Origin of the sequence: Streptomyces capillispiralis, assembly GCF_007829875.1 — a bacterium.
GTDB classification, from domain to species: Bacteria; Actinomycetota; Actinomycetes; order Streptomycetales; family Streptomycetaceae; genus Streptomyces; species Streptomyces capillispiralis.
Window position 1 is genome coordinate 3,813,782 of record NZ_VIWV01000001.1, and the last position, 15,716, is coordinate 3,829,497.

The following is a 15,716-nucleotide window of genomic DNA, read 5'->3' on the forward strand; positions in this document are numbered from 1 at the left end:
GCGCGGGGTCAACAGAGCTGAGTCGAGCGGACTCAACTCTTATCCGTTCCTTACACGCAACTGGCCTGTGACCTGCGACGATGTGGTGGCAGTCCGTTGACGAGGGCGGAAAACAGGGGTGACGGGAAGCCGCACCAGCGCGAGGACGACGACGGCGGCCACCGCCGCGACCCATCCCACCGCACCCCCGGACACCCGTCCGGTGTGCGCGCACACCCCCACCAGTACCCCGCCCAGCGCTCCGGCACCGAGCAGCACGGTCACCGCGCGGGGGGCGAGCCCGAGCCGCCGCAGCCGGTGCCCGAGGTGGTCCGGCCGCCCCCGCGTCAGGGGCCACCGGGCCAGCCGCCGCGCGAGGACCACCAGCACGGCGTCGGCGCACACCACGGCCGTCAGGGCGAACAACACCCCCGCTCCGGCCGCGATTCCCTGCCCGGCCCGTACGAACACGGCCGCCGAGGCGATGACGAACCCCGCGAACAGCGCGCCGCCCGCCCCGAGGGACGCCCGCGCGGGATGCCAGTTGTGCAGCAGGAACCCGGCGAGGGCGGCGGCCAGCACGCTCAGCAGCAGCGCGATCCCGTCCATCAGCTCGAACGCGGCGCAGGCCGCCACCCCGAAGGCGGTCACCACCCCCACGGCGCCGGCCAGCCCGTCGGCGTGGTCGAGGCCCCGGAAGGCGGCGGTGACCGCCACGATCCACGCCGTGGCGAGCAGCCCGCCCACCACCCCGGTCTCCCCGTACGGCACGACGAGCACCGCCGCCACGGCCGTACCGGCGACCGGCACCCACCACCGCAGCCGCCACAGGTCGACGGCGAGTCCGAGCACGTAGACACCGCCCGCGGCGGCCGGCAGCCTCCCGACCCCGCCGCCGAGCGGTGCGACGCCGGCCGCGTCACCGGCGGCCGCGACCAGGCCGGTGGCCAGCACGACGGCCGCTCCCCCGGACAGCGGCACCGCCCGCCGCCGCCTGCGGTCCAGGACGCCCAGGCGCTTGACGGGGGCCCGCAGCAGCGCCGTGAGGAGGGCGGACAGCAGCAGGGCGGTGGCGGTGGCGACGATCCCGGAGAGCACGGATATAAGTTAGGGGCATATCGACCGATTTAGCGCGAATAACACGATCGGATCCCGGACGCCATCCGGGACTCCACCCGGGTCGCCCCGACGGGTCACCGGAACGGCCGCCGAACCGGCCACCGGAACGGCCGCCGAACCGGCCATCGGAGCGGCCGTCGGAACGGCGGCAGGACCGGTTGCCGGAGTAGGCAACCCTCAGCGATTCAGATCACCCCGCGCCCGGCTACAGTGCGGCAGGGGATGGGGGTAGTCTCGAACGGACTGCATAAGTTACCGCTTAGTAATCTCGGGGAAGCCGTAGTGGAGCCCCGACGAATCCCCTCGCAGGCCCGAGGAGCCCCGTAATGCAACTCGCCGCGATCATCGTGTCGATGGTCCTCATGGCAGTCGGCGTCGCCCTGTTCGGCCGTGCCGTCGTGCAGATCTTCCGCTTCATGGCGCTCGGCCAGCCGCTGCCGGCCGGGTCGCGGACCAACGACCCCGTGCTGCGCACCATCACCGTGGCCAGGGAGTTCCTCGGCCACACGAGGATGAACCGCTGGGGCGTCGTCGGCATCGCGCACTGGTTCGTGGCGATCGGCTTCTACACACTGCTCCTGACCATCGTCAACGCCATCGGCCAGCTGTTCCGGGCCGACTGGGTGCTTCCGGTCATCGGCGACTGGGCGCCGTACAACGTCTTCGTCGAGTTCATCGGCACCATGACGATCGTCGGCATCCTGACCCTGATCGCCATCCGCCAGCTGTCCCGGCCGGACAAGCCGGGCCGCAAGTCGCGCTTCGCGGGCTCCAACACCGGCCAGGCGTACTTCGTCGAGACCGTCATCCTGGTCGTCGGCGTCTGCATCTTCATGCTGCACGCGCTCGAGGGCGCGCAGCACCACGTCGACGGCTACGAGGCGTCCTTCTTCGTCTCCTACCCGGTGGTGTCGTGGCTGGAGGGCATGGACGTCTCCACGCTCCAGAACCTCACCTACTTCTTCGCCGGCCTGAAGATCGCCACCTCCTTCATCTGGATGATCACGGTCGCCCTGAAGACCGACATGGGCATCGCCTGGCACCGCTTCCTGGGCTTCCCGAACATCTGGTTCAAGCGCAACGCCAACGGCGACACCTCGCTGGGCGCCCTGCTGCCGATGACCTCCGGCGGCAAGCCGATCGACTTCACCGACCCCGGTGACGACGACGTCTTCGGCGTCTCCCAGGTCGAGCAGTTCTCCTGGAAGGGCCTGCTGGACTTCTCCACCTGCACCGAGTGCGGCCGCTGCCAGTCGCAGTGCCCCGCCTGGAACACCGGCAAGCCGCTCTCCCCCAAGCTGCTGATCATGTCGCTCCGCGACCACGCCCACGCCAAGGCCCCCTACCTGCTGGCCGGCGGCGGCAAGACCATGGAGGGCGAGGAGAAGGCGTCCGAGGAGCAGCTGGCCGGCGTCCCCGCCGCCGCGCTCGCGGAGGCCGAGCGCCCGCTGATCGGCACCGCCGAGGAGAACGGCGTCATCGACCCGGACGTCCTGTGGTCCTGCACCACCTGCGGCGCCTGCGTCGAGCAGTGCCCCGTCGACATCGAGCACGTCGACCACATCGTCGACATGCGCCGCTACCAGGTCATGATCGAGAGCGCCTTCCCCTCCGAGGCGGGCACGATGCTCAAGAACCTGGAGAAGAAGGGCAACCCCTGGGGCCTGGCGAAGAAGCAGCGCCTGGAGTGGACCAAGGAGGTCGACTTCGAGGTCCCGGTCGTCGGCAAGGACATCGAGGACCTCTCCGAGGTCGAGTACCTGTACTGGGTCGGCTGCGCCGGCGCCCTCGAGGACCGCGCCAAGAAGACCACCAAGGCCTTCGCGGAACTCCTCCACATCGCGGGCGTCACGTTCGCCATCATGGGCGGCGACGAGAAGTGCACCGGTGACTCCGCCCGCCGCCTCGGCAACGAGCCCCTGTTCCAGGAACTGGGCATGGAGAACGTCGCCGCGCTGAACATGGCCTTCGGCGAGGACGACGAGGACGAGTCGACGAAGAAGCCGAAGTCGGCGAAGAAGATCGTCGCCACCTGCCCGCACTGCCTCAACACCCTCGGCAACGAGTACCCGCAGCTCGGCGGCGACTACGAGGTCATCCACCACACCCAGCTGCTCCAGCACCTGGTCGACGAGGGCAAGCTCATCCCGGTCACCCCGGTCGAGGGCCTCATCACCTACCACGACCCCTGCTACCTGGGCCGCCACAACAAGATCTACACGCCCCCGCGCGAGATCATCGGCAAGGTCCCGGGCCTGCGCAACGAGGAGATGCACCGCCACAAGGAGCGCGGCTTCTGCTGCGGCGCCGGCGGCGCCCGGATGTGGATGGAGGAGCGGATCGGCAAGCGCATCAACAACGAGCGCGTCGACGAGGCCCTGTCCCTCAACCCGGACATCGTCTCCACCGCCTGCCCGTTCTGCCTCGTCATGCTGACCGACTCGGTCAACGGCAAGAAGGCCGCGACCGAAAGCGGCTCCGCCGCGGGCGGCCAGGCCAAGGAGTCCATCCAGGTCGTCGACGTGGCCCAGCTGCTGCTGGAGTCCGTCAAGACCCCGGCCGACCCGGCGGGCGACGAGGAGAGCGAGAGCGCTCCGGAGCCGCAGCCGGTGAAGTAACGCGGCGGCACACACGCGTGACGAAGGGGCCGTTCCCACCGGGGCGGCCCCTTCGCCATGTTCACGTACAACCCTCCGGCCGACTCGGGGGTCTCCTGTTCGGCGATCACCCGTGAACCCCCGGGCAACTCCCGGCGACACACAGGTGCACAGCGCCCCAGGACCCGTGGACGGCCGTACCCGGCGACCGCCCCGCACACCGCAGGAGAACTCCTTGCACAGAAACCTCCGCACCGCTCTCGCGACCGCCACGGCGGCCGCCCTCACCGGCGGCCTGCTGGTCGCCATGGCCGGCCCCGCGGCCGCCGCCCCGTCGGGGCTCGACGGCGACTTCAACGGTGACGGCTACCGGGACGTCGCCGTCACCGCACCTCTCGCCCACGTGAGCGGCAAGGGCGGCGCCGGCGCCGTCACGGTCCTCTACGGCTCCCCCGCGGGCGCCGGCGCGAACAAGGTCCAGACCCTCACCCAGGACAGCGCGGGCGTCCCGGGCGCCGCCGAGAAGGACGACCAGTTCGGCGCCCACACCGCGCCCGGCGACTTCAACGGCGACGGCTACGCCGACCTGGCCGTGGGCGCCCCCGGCGAGGACGCCGGCGACGACGCCAACGGCGGCACCGTCGTCATCCTGTGGGGAGGCTCCGCCGGCCTCTCCGGCGGCACCACCGTCTCCGACCCCTCCCGCTCCAGCCACGACTGGTTCGGCCAGGTCGTCGCGGCGGGCGACTACAACGGCGACGGCCGCGACGACCTCGCGATCGCCTCCGACATCAACAAGGTCGACATCTACCGCGGCGGATTCACCAAGTCCGGCTCCACCGGCGGCCGCTACACCGTCACCGCGCCCATCCTGCCGGTCCCGGGCATCGACATCTTCAACCTCACCCCGGGCGACGTCGACGCGGACAACCGCACCGACCTCGTCGTGGACGGCTACGAGGGCGACAGCGACGGCGAGTACTCGTACAACGCCAACTACTGGCTGCCCGGCTCCTCCTCCGGCATCACCACCTCGGGCTCGCGGAAGCTCCCCGCCGGCGTCATCTCCGACATCGGTGACGTGAACGGCGACGGCTACGGCGACATCGTCATCGGCAACTCCTGGGACGCCGGCACGAACACCGCGGGCACCTCCAAGGGCGGATCGGTGGACGTCGTCTACGGCGCCTCGTACGGCCCCGAGGGCGGCACCGAGCGCGTCAACCAGAACACCGCGGGCGTGCCCGGCGACAACGAGACCGGCGACGGCTTCGGCTACGAGGTCACCCTCGGCGACATCAACGGCGACGGCCACGACGACCTCGTCATCGGCGCGCCGGGCGAGGACCTGGGCGGCATCGCGGACACCGGCATGGTCTCCGTGATCTACGGCGGCGCCGCCGGCCTCTCCGAGACCGGCTCCCAGTCCCTGCACCAGGACACCGCGGGCGTCCCCGGCAGCAGCGAGGAGGGCGACGGCTTCGGCGGCGAGGTCCTCCTCTCCGACGTCACCGGCGACGGAAAGGCCGACCTGACCGTCGGCCTGCCGTGGGAGAACGACTCCAACGGCTACGCCGTCGCCTTCACCTCCGACGGCCTGAAGATCAACGCCGCCGGGCGCGGCATCGGCCTCGGCGCCGTCGGCGTGTCCTCGTCGGGCAACCCGATGCTCGGCTTCCACGTCAACGGCTGATCCCCCGCCGACGTGCTCTCCGTCCTCCGCAGGACCCGGCCACCCCGGGCCCCCTACGGGGACGGACCACGGGGCTGACGACCCCTTAGGGGATGTCACAGCTCGGCCGCAAAGCCGGGCCCGAGAGCCGGGGCCCGGCACACGACCGCCCGGGACCAGGTACGTTCGAGGACGTGGCTGGATTCAGGATCGGACGCGGCCGGAACAACAACGGCGCTCCTCACGCGCGACCGCAACACCCCCCGCACGGACAGCAGACGCCGCAGGGGCCGTCGTACGGCTACCCGCAGGCGCCGCAGCCGTCCCCGCCGCAGCCGTCGTACGGCGGTGGCGGCGCCGGCCCCTGGCCGCACGCGCACCGCGGCCCGGGCGGACCCGGCGGTCACGGGGGTCACGGGGGGCACGGGGAGCCGGAGTACTTCGGCGACGGGGCGTACCCGCAGGGCGCCCAGGGCGCCCCGCACGACCCGTACGCGGCCAACAACCCGGGCCACACCCAGGCCTTCTCCCTCGGCGAGGACCCCTACCAGCAGGGCGACACCTACCGCGCCGGCTCGGCCCCGCCGGCCGGGCCGACCGGCCCCCGCCTGCGCTGGAAGGACCTGCTCAAGGGCATCGTCCTGTCCCCCGCCCAGACGTTCCTGCGGATGCGTGACTACACGATGTGGGGCCCCGCCCTCGTCGTCACCTTCCTCTACGGCCTGCTCGCCGTCTTCGGCTTCGACGGCGCCCGTGCGGACGCGATCAACGCCACCCTGGCGAACGCCGTCCCGATCGTCCTGACGACCGCCGTCGCGATGGTGCTCAGCGCCTTCGTGCTCGGCGTGGTCACCCACACGCTGGCCCGTCAGCTCGGCGGTGACGGCGCCTGGCAGCCCACGGTCGGCCTCTCCATGCTGATCATGTCCCTCACGGACGCGCCCCGCCTGGTCGTCGCCATGTTCGCCGGCGGCGACGCCGCCTTCGTCCAGCTGCTCGGCTGGGCGACCTGGGTGGCGGCCGGCGCCCTGCTCACCGTGATGGTCGGCCGCTCCCACGACCTGCCCTGGCCGAAGGCCCTGGGCGCGTCCGCGATCCAGCTGGCCGCCCTGCTGTCGATCGTGAAGCTGGGCACCTTCTGACCCACGGCCCGTGCTGACGAAGGGGGCTCCCGGCGTGAACCGGGAGCCCCCTTCGGCCTGTTCTCCCCCCACCGCTCAGAACTGCATCTCTCCGCCGTCCACGTACAGGGTGGTGCCCAGCACGAAACTGCTGTCCGCGGAGGCGAGGAAGGCCACCGCGGCGGCGACCTCCTCCGGGCGCCCCAGCCGGCCGACCGGCACCTCCGTCGCGAGGCCCGCCTTGACGGCGGCCGCGTTCTCCGCGCCGACGATGGTGTCGATCCCGGGGGTGTCGATCGCGCCCGGCGAGACCGCGTTGACCCGGATGCCCCGGCCCTTCAGCTCGTTGGCCCAGGTCCGCGTGAGGGACCGGACCGCGGCCTTCGACGCCGCGTACAGGCCGTAGTCCGGCCGGCCGTCGTCGGCGCGGACGGAGGAGTTGATGATCACCGCGGCGCCGTCGTTGAGCAGCGGCAGCGCCTTCTGCACGGTGAGCAGCGTGCCCCGGACGTTGACGCCGAAGATCTGGTCGAACTGCTCCCCGGTGGCCTGCGCGAGGGGTGCGAACGTCGCCGTGGCCGCGTTGGCGAACACCACGTCCAGGCCCCGGCCCCGGTCGCGGACCGCGTCGTAGAGACGGTCCAGGTCGGCCGGGTCGGCTATGTCGCCGGGCACGGCGGTGACGGCGGAGCCGATCGACCCGACGGCCCGGTCCAGCACGTCCTCGCGCCGGCCGGTGATGAACACGTGCGCGCCCTCGGACACCAGCCGCGCGGTGGTGGCCAGGCCGATCCCGGTGCCGCCGCCGGTGACGACGGCGGTCTTGCCTACCAACTGTCCCATTGTCTGAACTCCCGAAACTTAGATACCGATCGGTGCAGAACTGAACCGTAGCACTTCTGCACCGATCGGTATCGAGGGAGTAGGATGGGGCCGTGGAGATCACCCGGAAAGCACCGATCGGCCGGCCGCGAGGATTCGACGCCGACGAGGCCCTGGAACGGGCGATGAAGGTCTTCTGGGAGCAGGGCTACGAGGGCGCCAGCCTGACCGACCTGACCAGCGCCATGGGCATCACCCGCAAGAGCATGTACGCGGCCTTCGGCAACAAGGAGGACCTCTTCCGCAAGGCCCTGGACCGCTACACCGACGGCCCCGCCTCCTACGCGGCCCGCGCGATGGAACTGCCCAGCGCCCGGGAGGTGGCCACGGCGTTCCTCACCGGCTCGGTCCGGGCGACCACGAGCCCCGGCTGCCCCGCCGGATGCCTGGGCGTACAGGGCTCACTGGCTGCCGGCGACGCGGGGAGAGTGGCCCAGGACACCCTGACCGCCTGGCGCGACGACGGCCGCGCCCGCCTCCGCGACCGGTTCCGGCGGGCCGTCGACGAGGGCGACCTGCCCCCGGACGCGGACCCCGAACTGCTCGCCCGCTACCTCATGACCGTGGCGAACGGCATCGCCGTGCAGGCCGCGGGCGGCGCCACCCGCCCGGAACTCCAGCGGGTGGCCGACGCGGCCCTGCGCAACTGGCCACCGCTGTGACAGCCGGTGCGCATGGGCATCATGGGGCGCACGGGGCTCTCTTGCCCCGCCCGGAGACTCGGACGCGCGACGGCGTCCGCGAGGTGCCGGCCCGGCGCGCGGGCGGGGCCGGCGTACGGACGTGAGGTGTCCGCAGGCCCCCTCAGGCGTCGAGCACCTGCCCCGACCGCCTGACCACGGGCTCCTGGACGGACCAGGGGAAATTGATCCACTCGTCGGTCCGCTTCCACACGTACTCGCACTTCACCAGCGACTGCGTCTTCTCGTAGACGACGGCGCTGCGCACCTCGGCGACGGCGTCGAGGCAGAAGTCGCGGACGAGCTTCAGCGTCTTGCCGGTGTCGGCGACGTCGTCCGCGATCAGCACCTTCTTGTCGGTGAAGTCGATGGCGTTGGGCACGGGCGCCAGCATGACCGGCATCTCCAGGGTGGTCCCCACGCCCGTGTAGAACTCGACGTTCACCAGGTGGATGTTCTTGCAGTCGAGGGCATAGGCGAGCCCGCCGGCGACGAAGACACCGCCGCGCGCGATGCTCAGCACTATGTCGGGCTCGTACCCGTCGTCGGCGATCGTCTGCGCGAGCTCGCGCACGGCCACCCCGAACTGCTCGTAGCTGAGGTTCTCCCGCATGCCGCTCACACCTGCGTCCGGTGGAAGTTCAGGTAGGACCGCGAGGCCGTCGGCCCCCGCTGCCCCTGGTACCGCGAGCCGTACCGCTCGCTCCCGTACGGGTGCTCGGCCGGCGAGCTGAGCCGGAACATGCACAGCTGCCCGATCTTCATCCCGGGCCACAGCTTGATCGGCAGCGTCGCCAGATTGCTCAGCTCGAGCGTCACGTGCCCGGAGAACCCGGGGTCGATGAACCCGGCCGTGGAGTGCGTCACCAGCCCGAGCCGCCCCAGCGAGCTCTTCCCCTCCAGCCGCGAGGCGAGGTCCACGGGCAGCGTGATGACCTCGTACGTGCTGGCCAGCACGAACTCACCCGGATGCAGAATGAACGGTTCGTCCCCCTCCGGCTCCACGAGCCGGGTCAGATCCGCCTGCTCGACGGAGGGGTCGATGTGCGGGTAACGGTGATTCTCGAACACCCGGAAGAAGCGGTCGAGGCGTACGTCGATGCTGGACGGCTGCACCATGGATTCGTCGTAGGGATCGATCCGCACCCGCCCGGCGTCGATCTCGGCCCGGATGTCCTTGTCTGAGAGAAGCACGCCCCGAGGATACGCAAGGCGCGCGGAGCAGCGACAACCGCCGCCGCGCCGCGCGCCCACGCCCTCTGTCTCTACCGCTCTCCCGAGCCCCTCGCTACCGCTTCTGGAGGGTCACCGGCACGACACTGCGAAGCCGCGCACAGCGCGGGCACCGCACGAGCCGACCGGGGCCGAGTCGCTCGGCCTGCTGCATCGGGAACGAGGCGGCGGTGAACACGTGCCCATCGGCACAGCGGACGACGGTGCGCTCCATCAAGTCCAAGAGTCCCTTCCCCAAGAGCCGCGTCTGGCTAGCTGCCCTGACGACGAACGGCACATTACGGGATCAAAGAGACACCCCTCCAGGCGGCACCCCGGTACCCGACCGAACGCCGCCCGACCCCTCCACCGTACGCCCCAACTTCTGCCCCCCGCAGCAGCATCCATCCCCTGAAACACCGTCAGACCCCCGGGCTTGGACACCGGGGGCCTGACATGGGGTAAAGTGAGCGAGCGTCCGGAGACCACTCGGGTGAGGGGCTCTGGATCTTACGCGGGTGTAGTTTAATGGTAGAACATCAGCTTCCCAAGCTGAGAGCGCGAGTTCGATTCTCGTCACCCGCTCTTCTCGAAGCCCCAGGTCAGTGACCTGGGGCTTCGCAGTGCGCATCGCAATCTTTCCGCCTTGAGGCCCTCAGGTTGACCTGGAAGGTGACGGACAGGGCACTGTGACGGACGAAGAGCTGTGGGAAAGACTGGCGTGGGACGGCGGAAGCTCGAAGAGATGGGCGTCTTCCGGTCTCTGGTCGGGCGACAAAGGCACGTCAGACGACGTCGTGGACGTTGTGCTCGGTCAGGTCGGATGCGTGCCGGGCGACAGTGCTGTAGTCGGCATCGTCATGAAGGACAGTCAGGCCGTGGTGGGCGGCAGTGGCTGCGATGACGAGGTCTACTGCCGAAGCACTGCGATGCTCCCCTGCCTGGGCCATACGGTGTTGCACCGCGCTGATCCAACGCCCTGCGTTCTTCGGCACCGCCGCATCGGGATAGAGGTCGGGAAACATTTCCGCTGCTGCTCGGCGTAGAAGTTCAGAGCGAGATTGACCGCCTCCTCCTTGGTTCGGACGTGGGCCAGAGCCATGGCCCGCCCCAGGGCGTCGTCGTCGATATCGATCTGGGTCACGGACATACGGCACCTCCCAGGCAATGTTGGGTCCACATGTCGGCTCCCGGTGTACGCAGTCGCGACGGGTCCTCCAGAGCCGAATCGTCGGGCGTACGGAGAGCACGAGCTCCTTGAGGTGCCGGGCCGCTCGCCCCGCCGCACGGCGCCGACCCGCGCTTTCACCGAGCGCTTGCCGCGGGAGGCCACATGTCCCCTGCGGGAGTGGGCGCTTGGCTGCGGAGGATCCTGGGGCAGAGCGGGAGATCGTCGGGGAGTACCCGGAACGCCTTGTGGTGGCCCAAGGGGCGTACGGCCCGGAAGTCACGTCGGTCGAGAGCGAGGAGCGCGTCCGTGTCGTAGTCGGCAGCCAGCGCCACGTGGACCGCGTCAGCGAGGTCGAGGTCCAGCGCACGGTGGCGGACACGGACGGACTGGGCGGCGCCCAGGTGGTCCGCCGTGATCTCCGGCATGACGACACGCCCCCGGCTCATCCAGCGTCGGAGGTCGTCGACCGCGCCGAGGGCGGCCTCCCTGCCGAGCTCACGCGTGGCGACGTGATCCAGTTCGGCCAGCAGCAGCGGGGACATGACCAGGAGGCCGGCAGCCATGATCGCCTCGTTCGCCGCCCGGTGTTCGGGGTGAGCCGAGTCCAGGGCCGCCAGGAGACCGGACGTGTCGGCGATGACAATGATCACGCGGCGGTTCCGGAATCCGGGTCGGTCCCACGGCGGACAGCGTCGGCGACCGTGTCACGCACCTCCGATCTGGAGGGCGTGCGTCCCGTTCCTCGAAGGTGCGCGAGAACAGCGGCTCGCCCCAGACCCTGTTCGCCATGGCCGCGAGGTGGATGCCCTGACGGATGATCTCGGCCTCACTTATCCCCCGACGCTTCGCGGCCTCCTTGATGATCGCCAGGTCTTAGGGGTCGGCGTAGACGTTCGTGCGCTTCATGGACATGTACCAGTCCGTCGGCTCATCGGATACCGCGATCGCAGACATGGGTGCGGCATCGAGCTGTGGCCCCGCAACGTGCTCGCCAAGGTGCTGCGCCGGTCTCCGTGCCGCCCCGGCACAGCGGAGTCAGTACGCTGAGTGCAGCGGGATCGGGCCCGCCACACAGTGTCCGGGAGGCGTGTCATGACTGCCGAGATGGTGGCCCCGGCGTGGATGCACGAGCAGATCACGGCGGAGGAGTACGAGTCGTGGTCCGAGGAGCAGTGCGCCGGCATCGAGATCGTGGACGGAATGGTCGTCGTGAGCCCTAGCGCCTCCAAGCGGCACAACCGGCTGGCCCGCCTCCTGGCGAACGCCCTGGACGCCGCCGCGGGCCCCGACTGGAACGCCGACACGGACTTTGACGTCCGGCTACAGGACGTCCCGCTCACCAACCGCCGCCCCGACGTCATCGTCTACCGCGCTGACACGATCGACATCACGCCCACCCGGCCCGAGCACGTACTGCTGGTGGCCGAGGTGGTGTCGCCCGGCTCGGAGACCACCGACCGGATCGTGAAGGTGGACCAGTACGCCAAGGCCGGGATCGGCTTCTACTGGCGGATCGAGCAGGCCGCGACGGGCACACCGCTGGTGTATACGTACCTGCTCGATCCCGCGACGAGGACGTACCGCGAAGGGGACGTGTTCGCCGGCACCCTGAAGACCACCGCCCCCTTCGCGGCGGAGATCGACCTCGGCCAGGTCTGAACTGGTCGCAGGGCAGTCAGAGGGGCTGCTCAGCCTGGACGACAAGCACAGCAAATCAAGCGGGGAACAGCATCCACCCAGGTGACGCCCGAGTCGGCTCGAAGCGATCGCAGCGTCCCGGGCTGAGGGCTTCGCAGCGCTCGCGTGCGGTTGCCCCGGTCAGCCCTCCGCCCACCACCGGAAGCGGTCCGCCCCACCGCCGGCCTGTGGGGCTCGTGGGGGCCGATCACGGCGTTCGTCTCACGCAGCGCGGCCCGGCGCTCCGGAAGGGGACGCGGCGGCGCGTGAGCGGGTGGGCCGACTTGGCGGCGTTCTACGAACGCGCGTCACGATCCCTCAGGGCACTGATGCCACTGGCATCGTTGAAGTGGCGATAGGCGTGTGCCTGGCGACGCGCATCGTGAAGGCCTCTCGTAGCCGCCGCCTCAATTCGCTGCGCTTCCGGACTGGCAACCATCCGGCGCCGGTCGCGGCGCACCAGCACGATCACTGCGGCTGCCACGATGGACACGACCGCTGTCGCAGTCATCACCAGGAAGCCCATAGTCACCCCCCTTTTCACCCCAGGCCACTCATCACGGCGCTTCGGCCTTATCGCCAAAGACTGCCAGGTAACCGTACCCATTCGGCTGTCGCCGCAGACCGGTCGCTTCTCCGCAGCAGTAACGCCCTGAACTCTGCCGCCCTCCAGCAAAGCCATCTGTGGCCCCTGCTTTCCCGAGTGGTGGAAGAACTCCTCGTGCATGCGGGAGCGGGCGACCCCCAGACCGCGCAGCGCCCGCTCGGCGCACTCGACCAAGCCGTACGGCCCGCTCGGGAACCAGCCGTCCACCTGCTGCTCGGGCAGCAGGGCCGGCAGCAGTCCGGTTCCGTAGCCGGCCCACCGCAGGTCAGCGTGGCAGCCATGCGCAGGAGACCAAGGAGATCGTGGCTGCTGGTCGCGCGGAGTGAGGGCGGTGCCTTCGCCCGGGGCCCGGCAAGGGGCGCGCACCGTTGACATGAGGAAGGGCCGTCCCGGTTTATCCCGGGGCAGCCCTTCCTCAGGTGTCACGGCGGCGTCAGCGCTTGAAGACGTCCTTGGTCTTCTCCTTGGCTTCGCGGGCGTCTCCCGTGCTCTTCTTGGCCTGTCCCTCGGCGGCCATGCGGTCGTTTCCGACGGCGCTCCCCACCGCCTTCTCGGCCTTGCCCTGAGCCTGCTCGGCCTTCGCCTTGGCCTTCTCACCGGCACTCATGGATCATGCCTCCTCATGGCGTCCTTGCCGCTGTCGCGGTGAAGCCCGCGTGCCCCCACTTTTCCTTCACAAACAAGACGCTGTTGGTGAATGACGGCACCGACGCAGGGCAAACGGTGGCGCAGGAGGTAATGACTATGGTTCCCCTGTTGCTCGTTCTGCTTCTCGCGCTGATCCTCTTCGGTGCGGGTTTCGCCGTGAAGATCCTTTGGTGGGTCGCCATCGCCGTTCTGGTGATCTGGCTGCTCGGTTTCGTCATGCGTTCCACCTCGGCAGGCGGTGGCCGAGGCCGCTGGTACCGATGGTGATGCGTCCCTGAGTCGCGTTACGTATCGCAGGGCCCGGCCACCGCGGTGGCCGGGCCCTGCGATCACGCGTGGGACATCGGAATGCCGAGCCCGACGAATGGCTCGGCCGGCACGGGTGCGGGCCGCCGTGTTTTCACGGCGCCGCGTCGAAGCGGGCAGCCCATGTGGCCGAGCCGGTGTACCGGCATTGGACGAGGCGGTCGGTTGAAGCCGACACCGACGCCACCTCGCCGGTCATTGAGGTCAGGAACTGACCTACATGCCGCTTAGCGTCTTGCCTGTTCGACGGAGTACGAACCACGGAAGGCAGTGACCATGAGCGAGACCTCGACTGTCAACGAACCGGCCACCCACGACTCGGCCCATGAGCCGGCCCCCACCGGCGAGCGCGCCGACCTGCTGGAGTCCCTGGCCAAGCACCGGCACTTCCTGCGCTTCACCACCCGTGACCTCACCGACGAGCAGGCCGGGCGCCGGACCACCGCCAGCCAGCTGTGCCTGGGCGGGCTGATCAAACACGTGACCGCGGTCGAGCGAAGCTGGGCGCGGTTCATCCTGGACGGCCCGTCGGCGATGCCCGACTTCACCACCATGACCGACGCCGACTGGGCCCGACGGGCCGACGAGTTCCGGATGCTGCCCGGCGAGACGCTGACCGGCGTGCTCGCCGACTACGCCGAGACGGCCCGCCGAACCGACGAACTGGTCGCCACCCTCCCCGACCTGAACGCCACCCACCCGCTGCCGAAGGCCCCGTGGTCCGAGCCGGGCGCGCGATGGTCGGCCCGCCGGGTACTGCTGCACATCATCGCCGAGACCGCCCAGCACGCCGGCCACGCCGACATCATCCGCGAGTCCCTGGACGGCGCCAAGACCATGGGGTGACCGGCGGGCGCGGCACGGCGTATCGCCCCGATACAGGGGGCGATACGCCGTGCCTACTGTCGGGTGCAGGCCGGCGTCGCCCTGTGCACTCCTGGCGCCGTGGGAGTGCGTTCGCGAGATCGGGTGGCGTCGGGACGGAGGGGCCGGCGTGCCCGGTCGCGGAGTGGTGGCTTGTGGAGTACCGGAGGGTCCGGGGGCCAGGGGTGTCCGGGTGGGCCGTGGTGAGATGGTGTCGTGAGCCGCGCTGTGGAAGAGACCAATCGCCGTATGCTCCGGGCGCGTGACGTCATGGACCGTGACTACGCGCAGCCGCTGGACGTCCCCGCCCTGGCCCGTGTCGCGCATGTGTCCCCGGCGCACTTCACGCGTACCTTCCGGGCCACGTTCGGTGAGACACCGCACCGCTACCTGCAGCGGCGCCGCGTGGAGCGGGCGATGTTCCTGCTGCGGGAGACCGACCACAGCGTGACGGACATCAGCTTCGAGGTCGGGTTCACCAGCCCGGGCACCTTCAGCCGCACGTTCCACGACATCGTCGGCCGGTCGCCGCGGACGTACCGCAAGGAAGCGGTCGCCGCGGGGGTGCCGACGTGCTTCACGATGGCGTGGGCCCGCCCGTACGTCCGTATGCCCGGCCGGTCGTCGGACCAGCCGGGCGACTGAGCAGTTCTGGATAAGTTTTCCGCCCGGCCGGTCCTTAGGGTCGGTGTCATGTTCAACGCCATCACGCAGTCGCAGATATACGTCCTCGACCAGGACGAGGCCATCGACTTCTACGTCGGCAAGCTCGGCCTGGAGATCACCGCGGACGTCGACATGGGGTTCATGCGCTGGCTGACCGTCAGCGTTCCCGGCCGGCCCGAACGACAGATCCTGCTGGAGAGGCCGGGCGCACCGGCGATGTCGGAGGAGACGGCGGAGCAGGTGCGCCAGTTGGTGACCAAGGGGGCCATGGGCGGCTGGCTCATCCTCACCACGGACGACTGCCGCAAGACCTACGAGACGCTGCTCGGCAAGGGCGTGGAGTTCACCGAGGAGCCCACCGAGCGCCCGTACGGGATCGACTGCGGTCTGCGCGACCCGTTCGGCAACCGCATCCGTTTCACTCAGCCGAAGGCCTGAAGGAGGGCTCGGGCCCCTTCGCGCACGGGCGGGGTGGGCAGGGACGAGAAACGATCTACCGTCTGCCCCATGGGGAC

General features: G+C 70.1%; 15 protein-coding genes, 1 tRNA gene and 5 pseudogenes. 10 read left to right on the forward strand and 11 right to left on the reverse strand.

The window, feature by feature from the left end; genetic code table 11:
• Nucleotides 1-39: 39 nt before the first annotated feature.
• Complete coding sequence (locus FHX78_RS16225) at nucleotides 40-1,077, reverse strand: MraY family glycosyltransferase (protein WP_145868176.1); 1,038 nt, start codon at nucleotides 1,075-1,077, stop codon at nucleotides 40-42.
• 347 nt (nucleotides 1,078-1,424) lie between these two features.
• Here FHX78_RS16225 and FHX78_RS16230 point away from each other — a divergent pair, with 347 nt between their 5' ends.
• The 3 genes from FHX78_RS16230 (at nucleotide 1,425) to FHX78_RS16240 (ending at nucleotide 6,509) form a co-directional block, all read left to right on the forward strand.
• A complete protein-coding gene (locus tag FHX78_RS16230; protein ID WP_145868177.1) occupies nucleotides 1,425-3,716 on the forward strand; it encodes a (Fe-S)-binding protein in 2,292 nt (763 codons plus the stop codon).
• A 214-nt stretch (nucleotides 3,717-3,930) separates the two neighbouring features.
• Nucleotides 3,931-5,388 (forward strand): FG-GAP-like repeat-containing protein, encoded by a 1,458-nt coding sequence (locus FHX78_RS16235; protein ID WP_167531776.1) that lies wholly within the window; start codon nucleotides 3,931-3,933, stop codon nucleotides 5,386-5,388.
• A 92-nt stretch (nucleotides 5,389-5,480) separates the two neighbouring features.
• The gene (locus FHX78_RS16240; RefSeq protein WP_145868178.1) at nucleotides 5,481-6,509 is read left to right on the forward strand and encodes a Yip1 family protein; all 1,029 of its coding nucleotides are present in this window, start codon (nucleotides 5,481-5,483) and stop codon (nucleotides 6,507-6,509) included.
• Between the two features lie 75 nt (nucleotides 6,510-6,584).
• On the opposite strand, the gene FHX78_RS16245 is transcribed toward FHX78_RS16240, so the two are convergent.
• A complete protein-coding gene (locus tag FHX78_RS16245; RefSeq protein WP_145868179.1) occupies nucleotides 6,585-7,331 on the reverse strand; it encodes an SDR family NAD(P)-dependent oxidoreductase in 747 nt (248 codons plus the stop codon).
• A 92-nt stretch (nucleotides 7,332-7,423) separates the two neighbouring features.
• Here FHX78_RS16245 and FHX78_RS16250 point away from each other — a divergent pair, with 92 nt between their 5' ends.
• Nucleotides 7,424-8,032 carry a TetR/AcrR family transcriptional regulator gene (locus FHX78_RS16250; protein WP_145868180.1) on the forward strand — a complete coding sequence of 203 codons (609 nt, stop codon included), beginning with the start codon at nucleotides 7,424-7,426 and terminating at the stop codon, nucleotides 8,030-8,032.
• 142 nt (nucleotides 8,033-8,174) lie between these two features.
• Here the strand turns inward: FHX78_RS16250 and FHX78_RS16255 are convergent, their stop codons facing one another.
• Nucleotides 8,175-8,672: a phosphoribosyltransferase gene (locus FHX78_RS16255; RefSeq protein WP_145868181.1), complete on the reverse strand. Its 498-nt coding sequence runs from the start codon at nucleotides 8,670-8,672 to the stop codon at nucleotides 8,175-8,177.
• Nucleotides 8,669-9,244 carry a dCTP deaminase gene (dcd, locus tag FHX78_RS16260; RefSeq protein WP_145868182.1) on the reverse strand — a complete coding sequence of 192 codons (576 nt, stop codon included), beginning with the start codon at nucleotides 9,242-9,244 and terminating at the stop codon, nucleotides 8,669-8,671. Before dcd ends, FHX78_RS16255 begins: the two co-directional genes overlap by 4 nt.
• Before the next feature lie 532 nt (nucleotides 9,245-9,776).
• Here dcd and FHX78_RS16265 point away from each other — a divergent pair.
• Nucleotides 9,777-9,847 (forward strand) — tRNA-Gly (locus FHX78_RS16265).
• A 200-nt stretch (nucleotides 9,848-10,047) separates the two neighbouring features.
• Here FHX78_RS16265 and FHX78_RS16270 read toward each other — a convergent pair.
• The 4 pseudogenes from FHX78_RS16270 to FHX78_RS37465 all read right to left on the reverse strand — a co-directional run.
• Nucleotides 10,048-10,290: pseudogene (locus tag FHX78_RS16270) on the reverse strand (PIN domain-containing protein); the annotation flags it as partial.
• A gap of 59 nt (nucleotides 10,291-10,349) precedes the next feature.
• Nucleotides 10,350-10,412 (reverse strand): annotated as a pseudogene (locus FHX78_RS38160) (type II toxin-antitoxin system VapB family antitoxin); the annotation flags it as partial.
• 230 nt (nucleotides 10,413-10,642) lie between these two features.
• A pseudogene (locus FHX78_RS16280) lies at nucleotides 10,643-11,083 on the reverse strand (PIN domain-containing protein); the annotation flags it as partial.
• Nucleotides 11,080-11,303 (reverse strand): annotated as a pseudogene (locus FHX78_RS37465) (hypothetical protein). The pseudogenes FHX78_RS16280 and FHX78_RS37465, both read right to left, overlap by 4 nt.
• A 222-nt stretch (nucleotides 11,304-11,525) precedes the next feature.
• Between FHX78_RS37465 and FHX78_RS16285 the strand changes: the two are divergent.
• On the forward strand, nucleotides 11,526-12,092 hold the full coding sequence (locus tag FHX78_RS16285; RefSeq protein ID WP_145868183.1) for a Uma2 family endonuclease: 567 nt from the start codon (nucleotides 11,526-11,528) through the stop codon (nucleotides 12,090-12,092).
• Between the two features lie 313 nt (nucleotides 12,093-12,405).
• Here the strand turns inward: FHX78_RS16285 and FHX78_RS36780 are convergent, their stop codons facing one another.
• The 3 genes and pseudogenes from FHX78_RS36780 to FHX78_RS16295 all read right to left on the reverse strand — a co-directional run bounded on the left by FHX78_RS36780 (nucleotide 12,406) and on the right by FHX78_RS16295 (nucleotide 13,324).
• Nucleotides 12,406-12,636, reverse strand: a complete 231-nt coding sequence (locus tag FHX78_RS36780) for a hypothetical protein (RefSeq protein ID WP_167531649.1) — start codon at nucleotides 12,634-12,636, stop codon at nucleotides 12,406-12,408.
• A 180-nt stretch (nucleotides 12,637-12,816) separates the two neighbouring features.
• Nucleotides 12,817-12,960: pseudogene (locus FHX78_RS37470) on the reverse strand (phenylacetic acid degradation protein); the annotation flags it as partial.
• Between the two features lie 190 nt (nucleotides 12,961-13,150).
• Nucleotides 13,151-13,324: a CsbD family protein gene (locus tag FHX78_RS16295; protein ID WP_145868184.1), complete on the reverse strand. Its 174-nt coding sequence runs from the start codon at nucleotides 13,322-13,324 to the stop codon at nucleotides 13,151-13,153.
• 137 nt (nucleotides 13,325-13,461) lie between these two features.
• Here FHX78_RS16295 and FHX78_RS16300 point away from each other — a divergent pair, with 137 nt between their 5' ends.
• From FHX78_RS16300 to FHX78_RS16315, 4 genes are all read left to right on the forward strand, one after another.
• Entirely contained in the window at nucleotides 13,462-13,632 is a 171-nt protein-coding gene (locus FHX78_RS16300; RefSeq protein ID WP_145872017.1) for a hydrophobic protein, read from the forward strand.
• 315 nt (nucleotides 13,633-13,947) lie between these two features.
• Nucleotides 13,948-14,517, forward strand: coding sequence for a DinB family protein (locus FHX78_RS16305; protein WP_145868185.1), 570 nt, complete (start codon nucleotides 13,948-13,950; stop codon nucleotides 14,515-14,517).
• Between the two features lie 267 nt (nucleotides 14,518-14,784).
• On the forward strand, nucleotides 14,785-15,180 hold the full coding sequence (locus FHX78_RS16310) for a helix-turn-helix domain-containing protein (RefSeq protein ID WP_145868186.1): 396 nt from the start codon (nucleotides 14,785-14,787) through the stop codon (nucleotides 15,178-15,180).
• A gap of 48 nt (nucleotides 15,181-15,228) precedes the next feature.
• On the forward strand, nucleotides 15,229-15,639 hold the full coding sequence (locus FHX78_RS16315) for a VOC family protein (RefSeq protein ID WP_145868187.1): 411 nt from the start codon (nucleotides 15,229-15,231) through the stop codon (nucleotides 15,637-15,639).
• The last annotated feature ends 77 nt before the right edge of the window (nucleotides 15,640-15,716 follow it).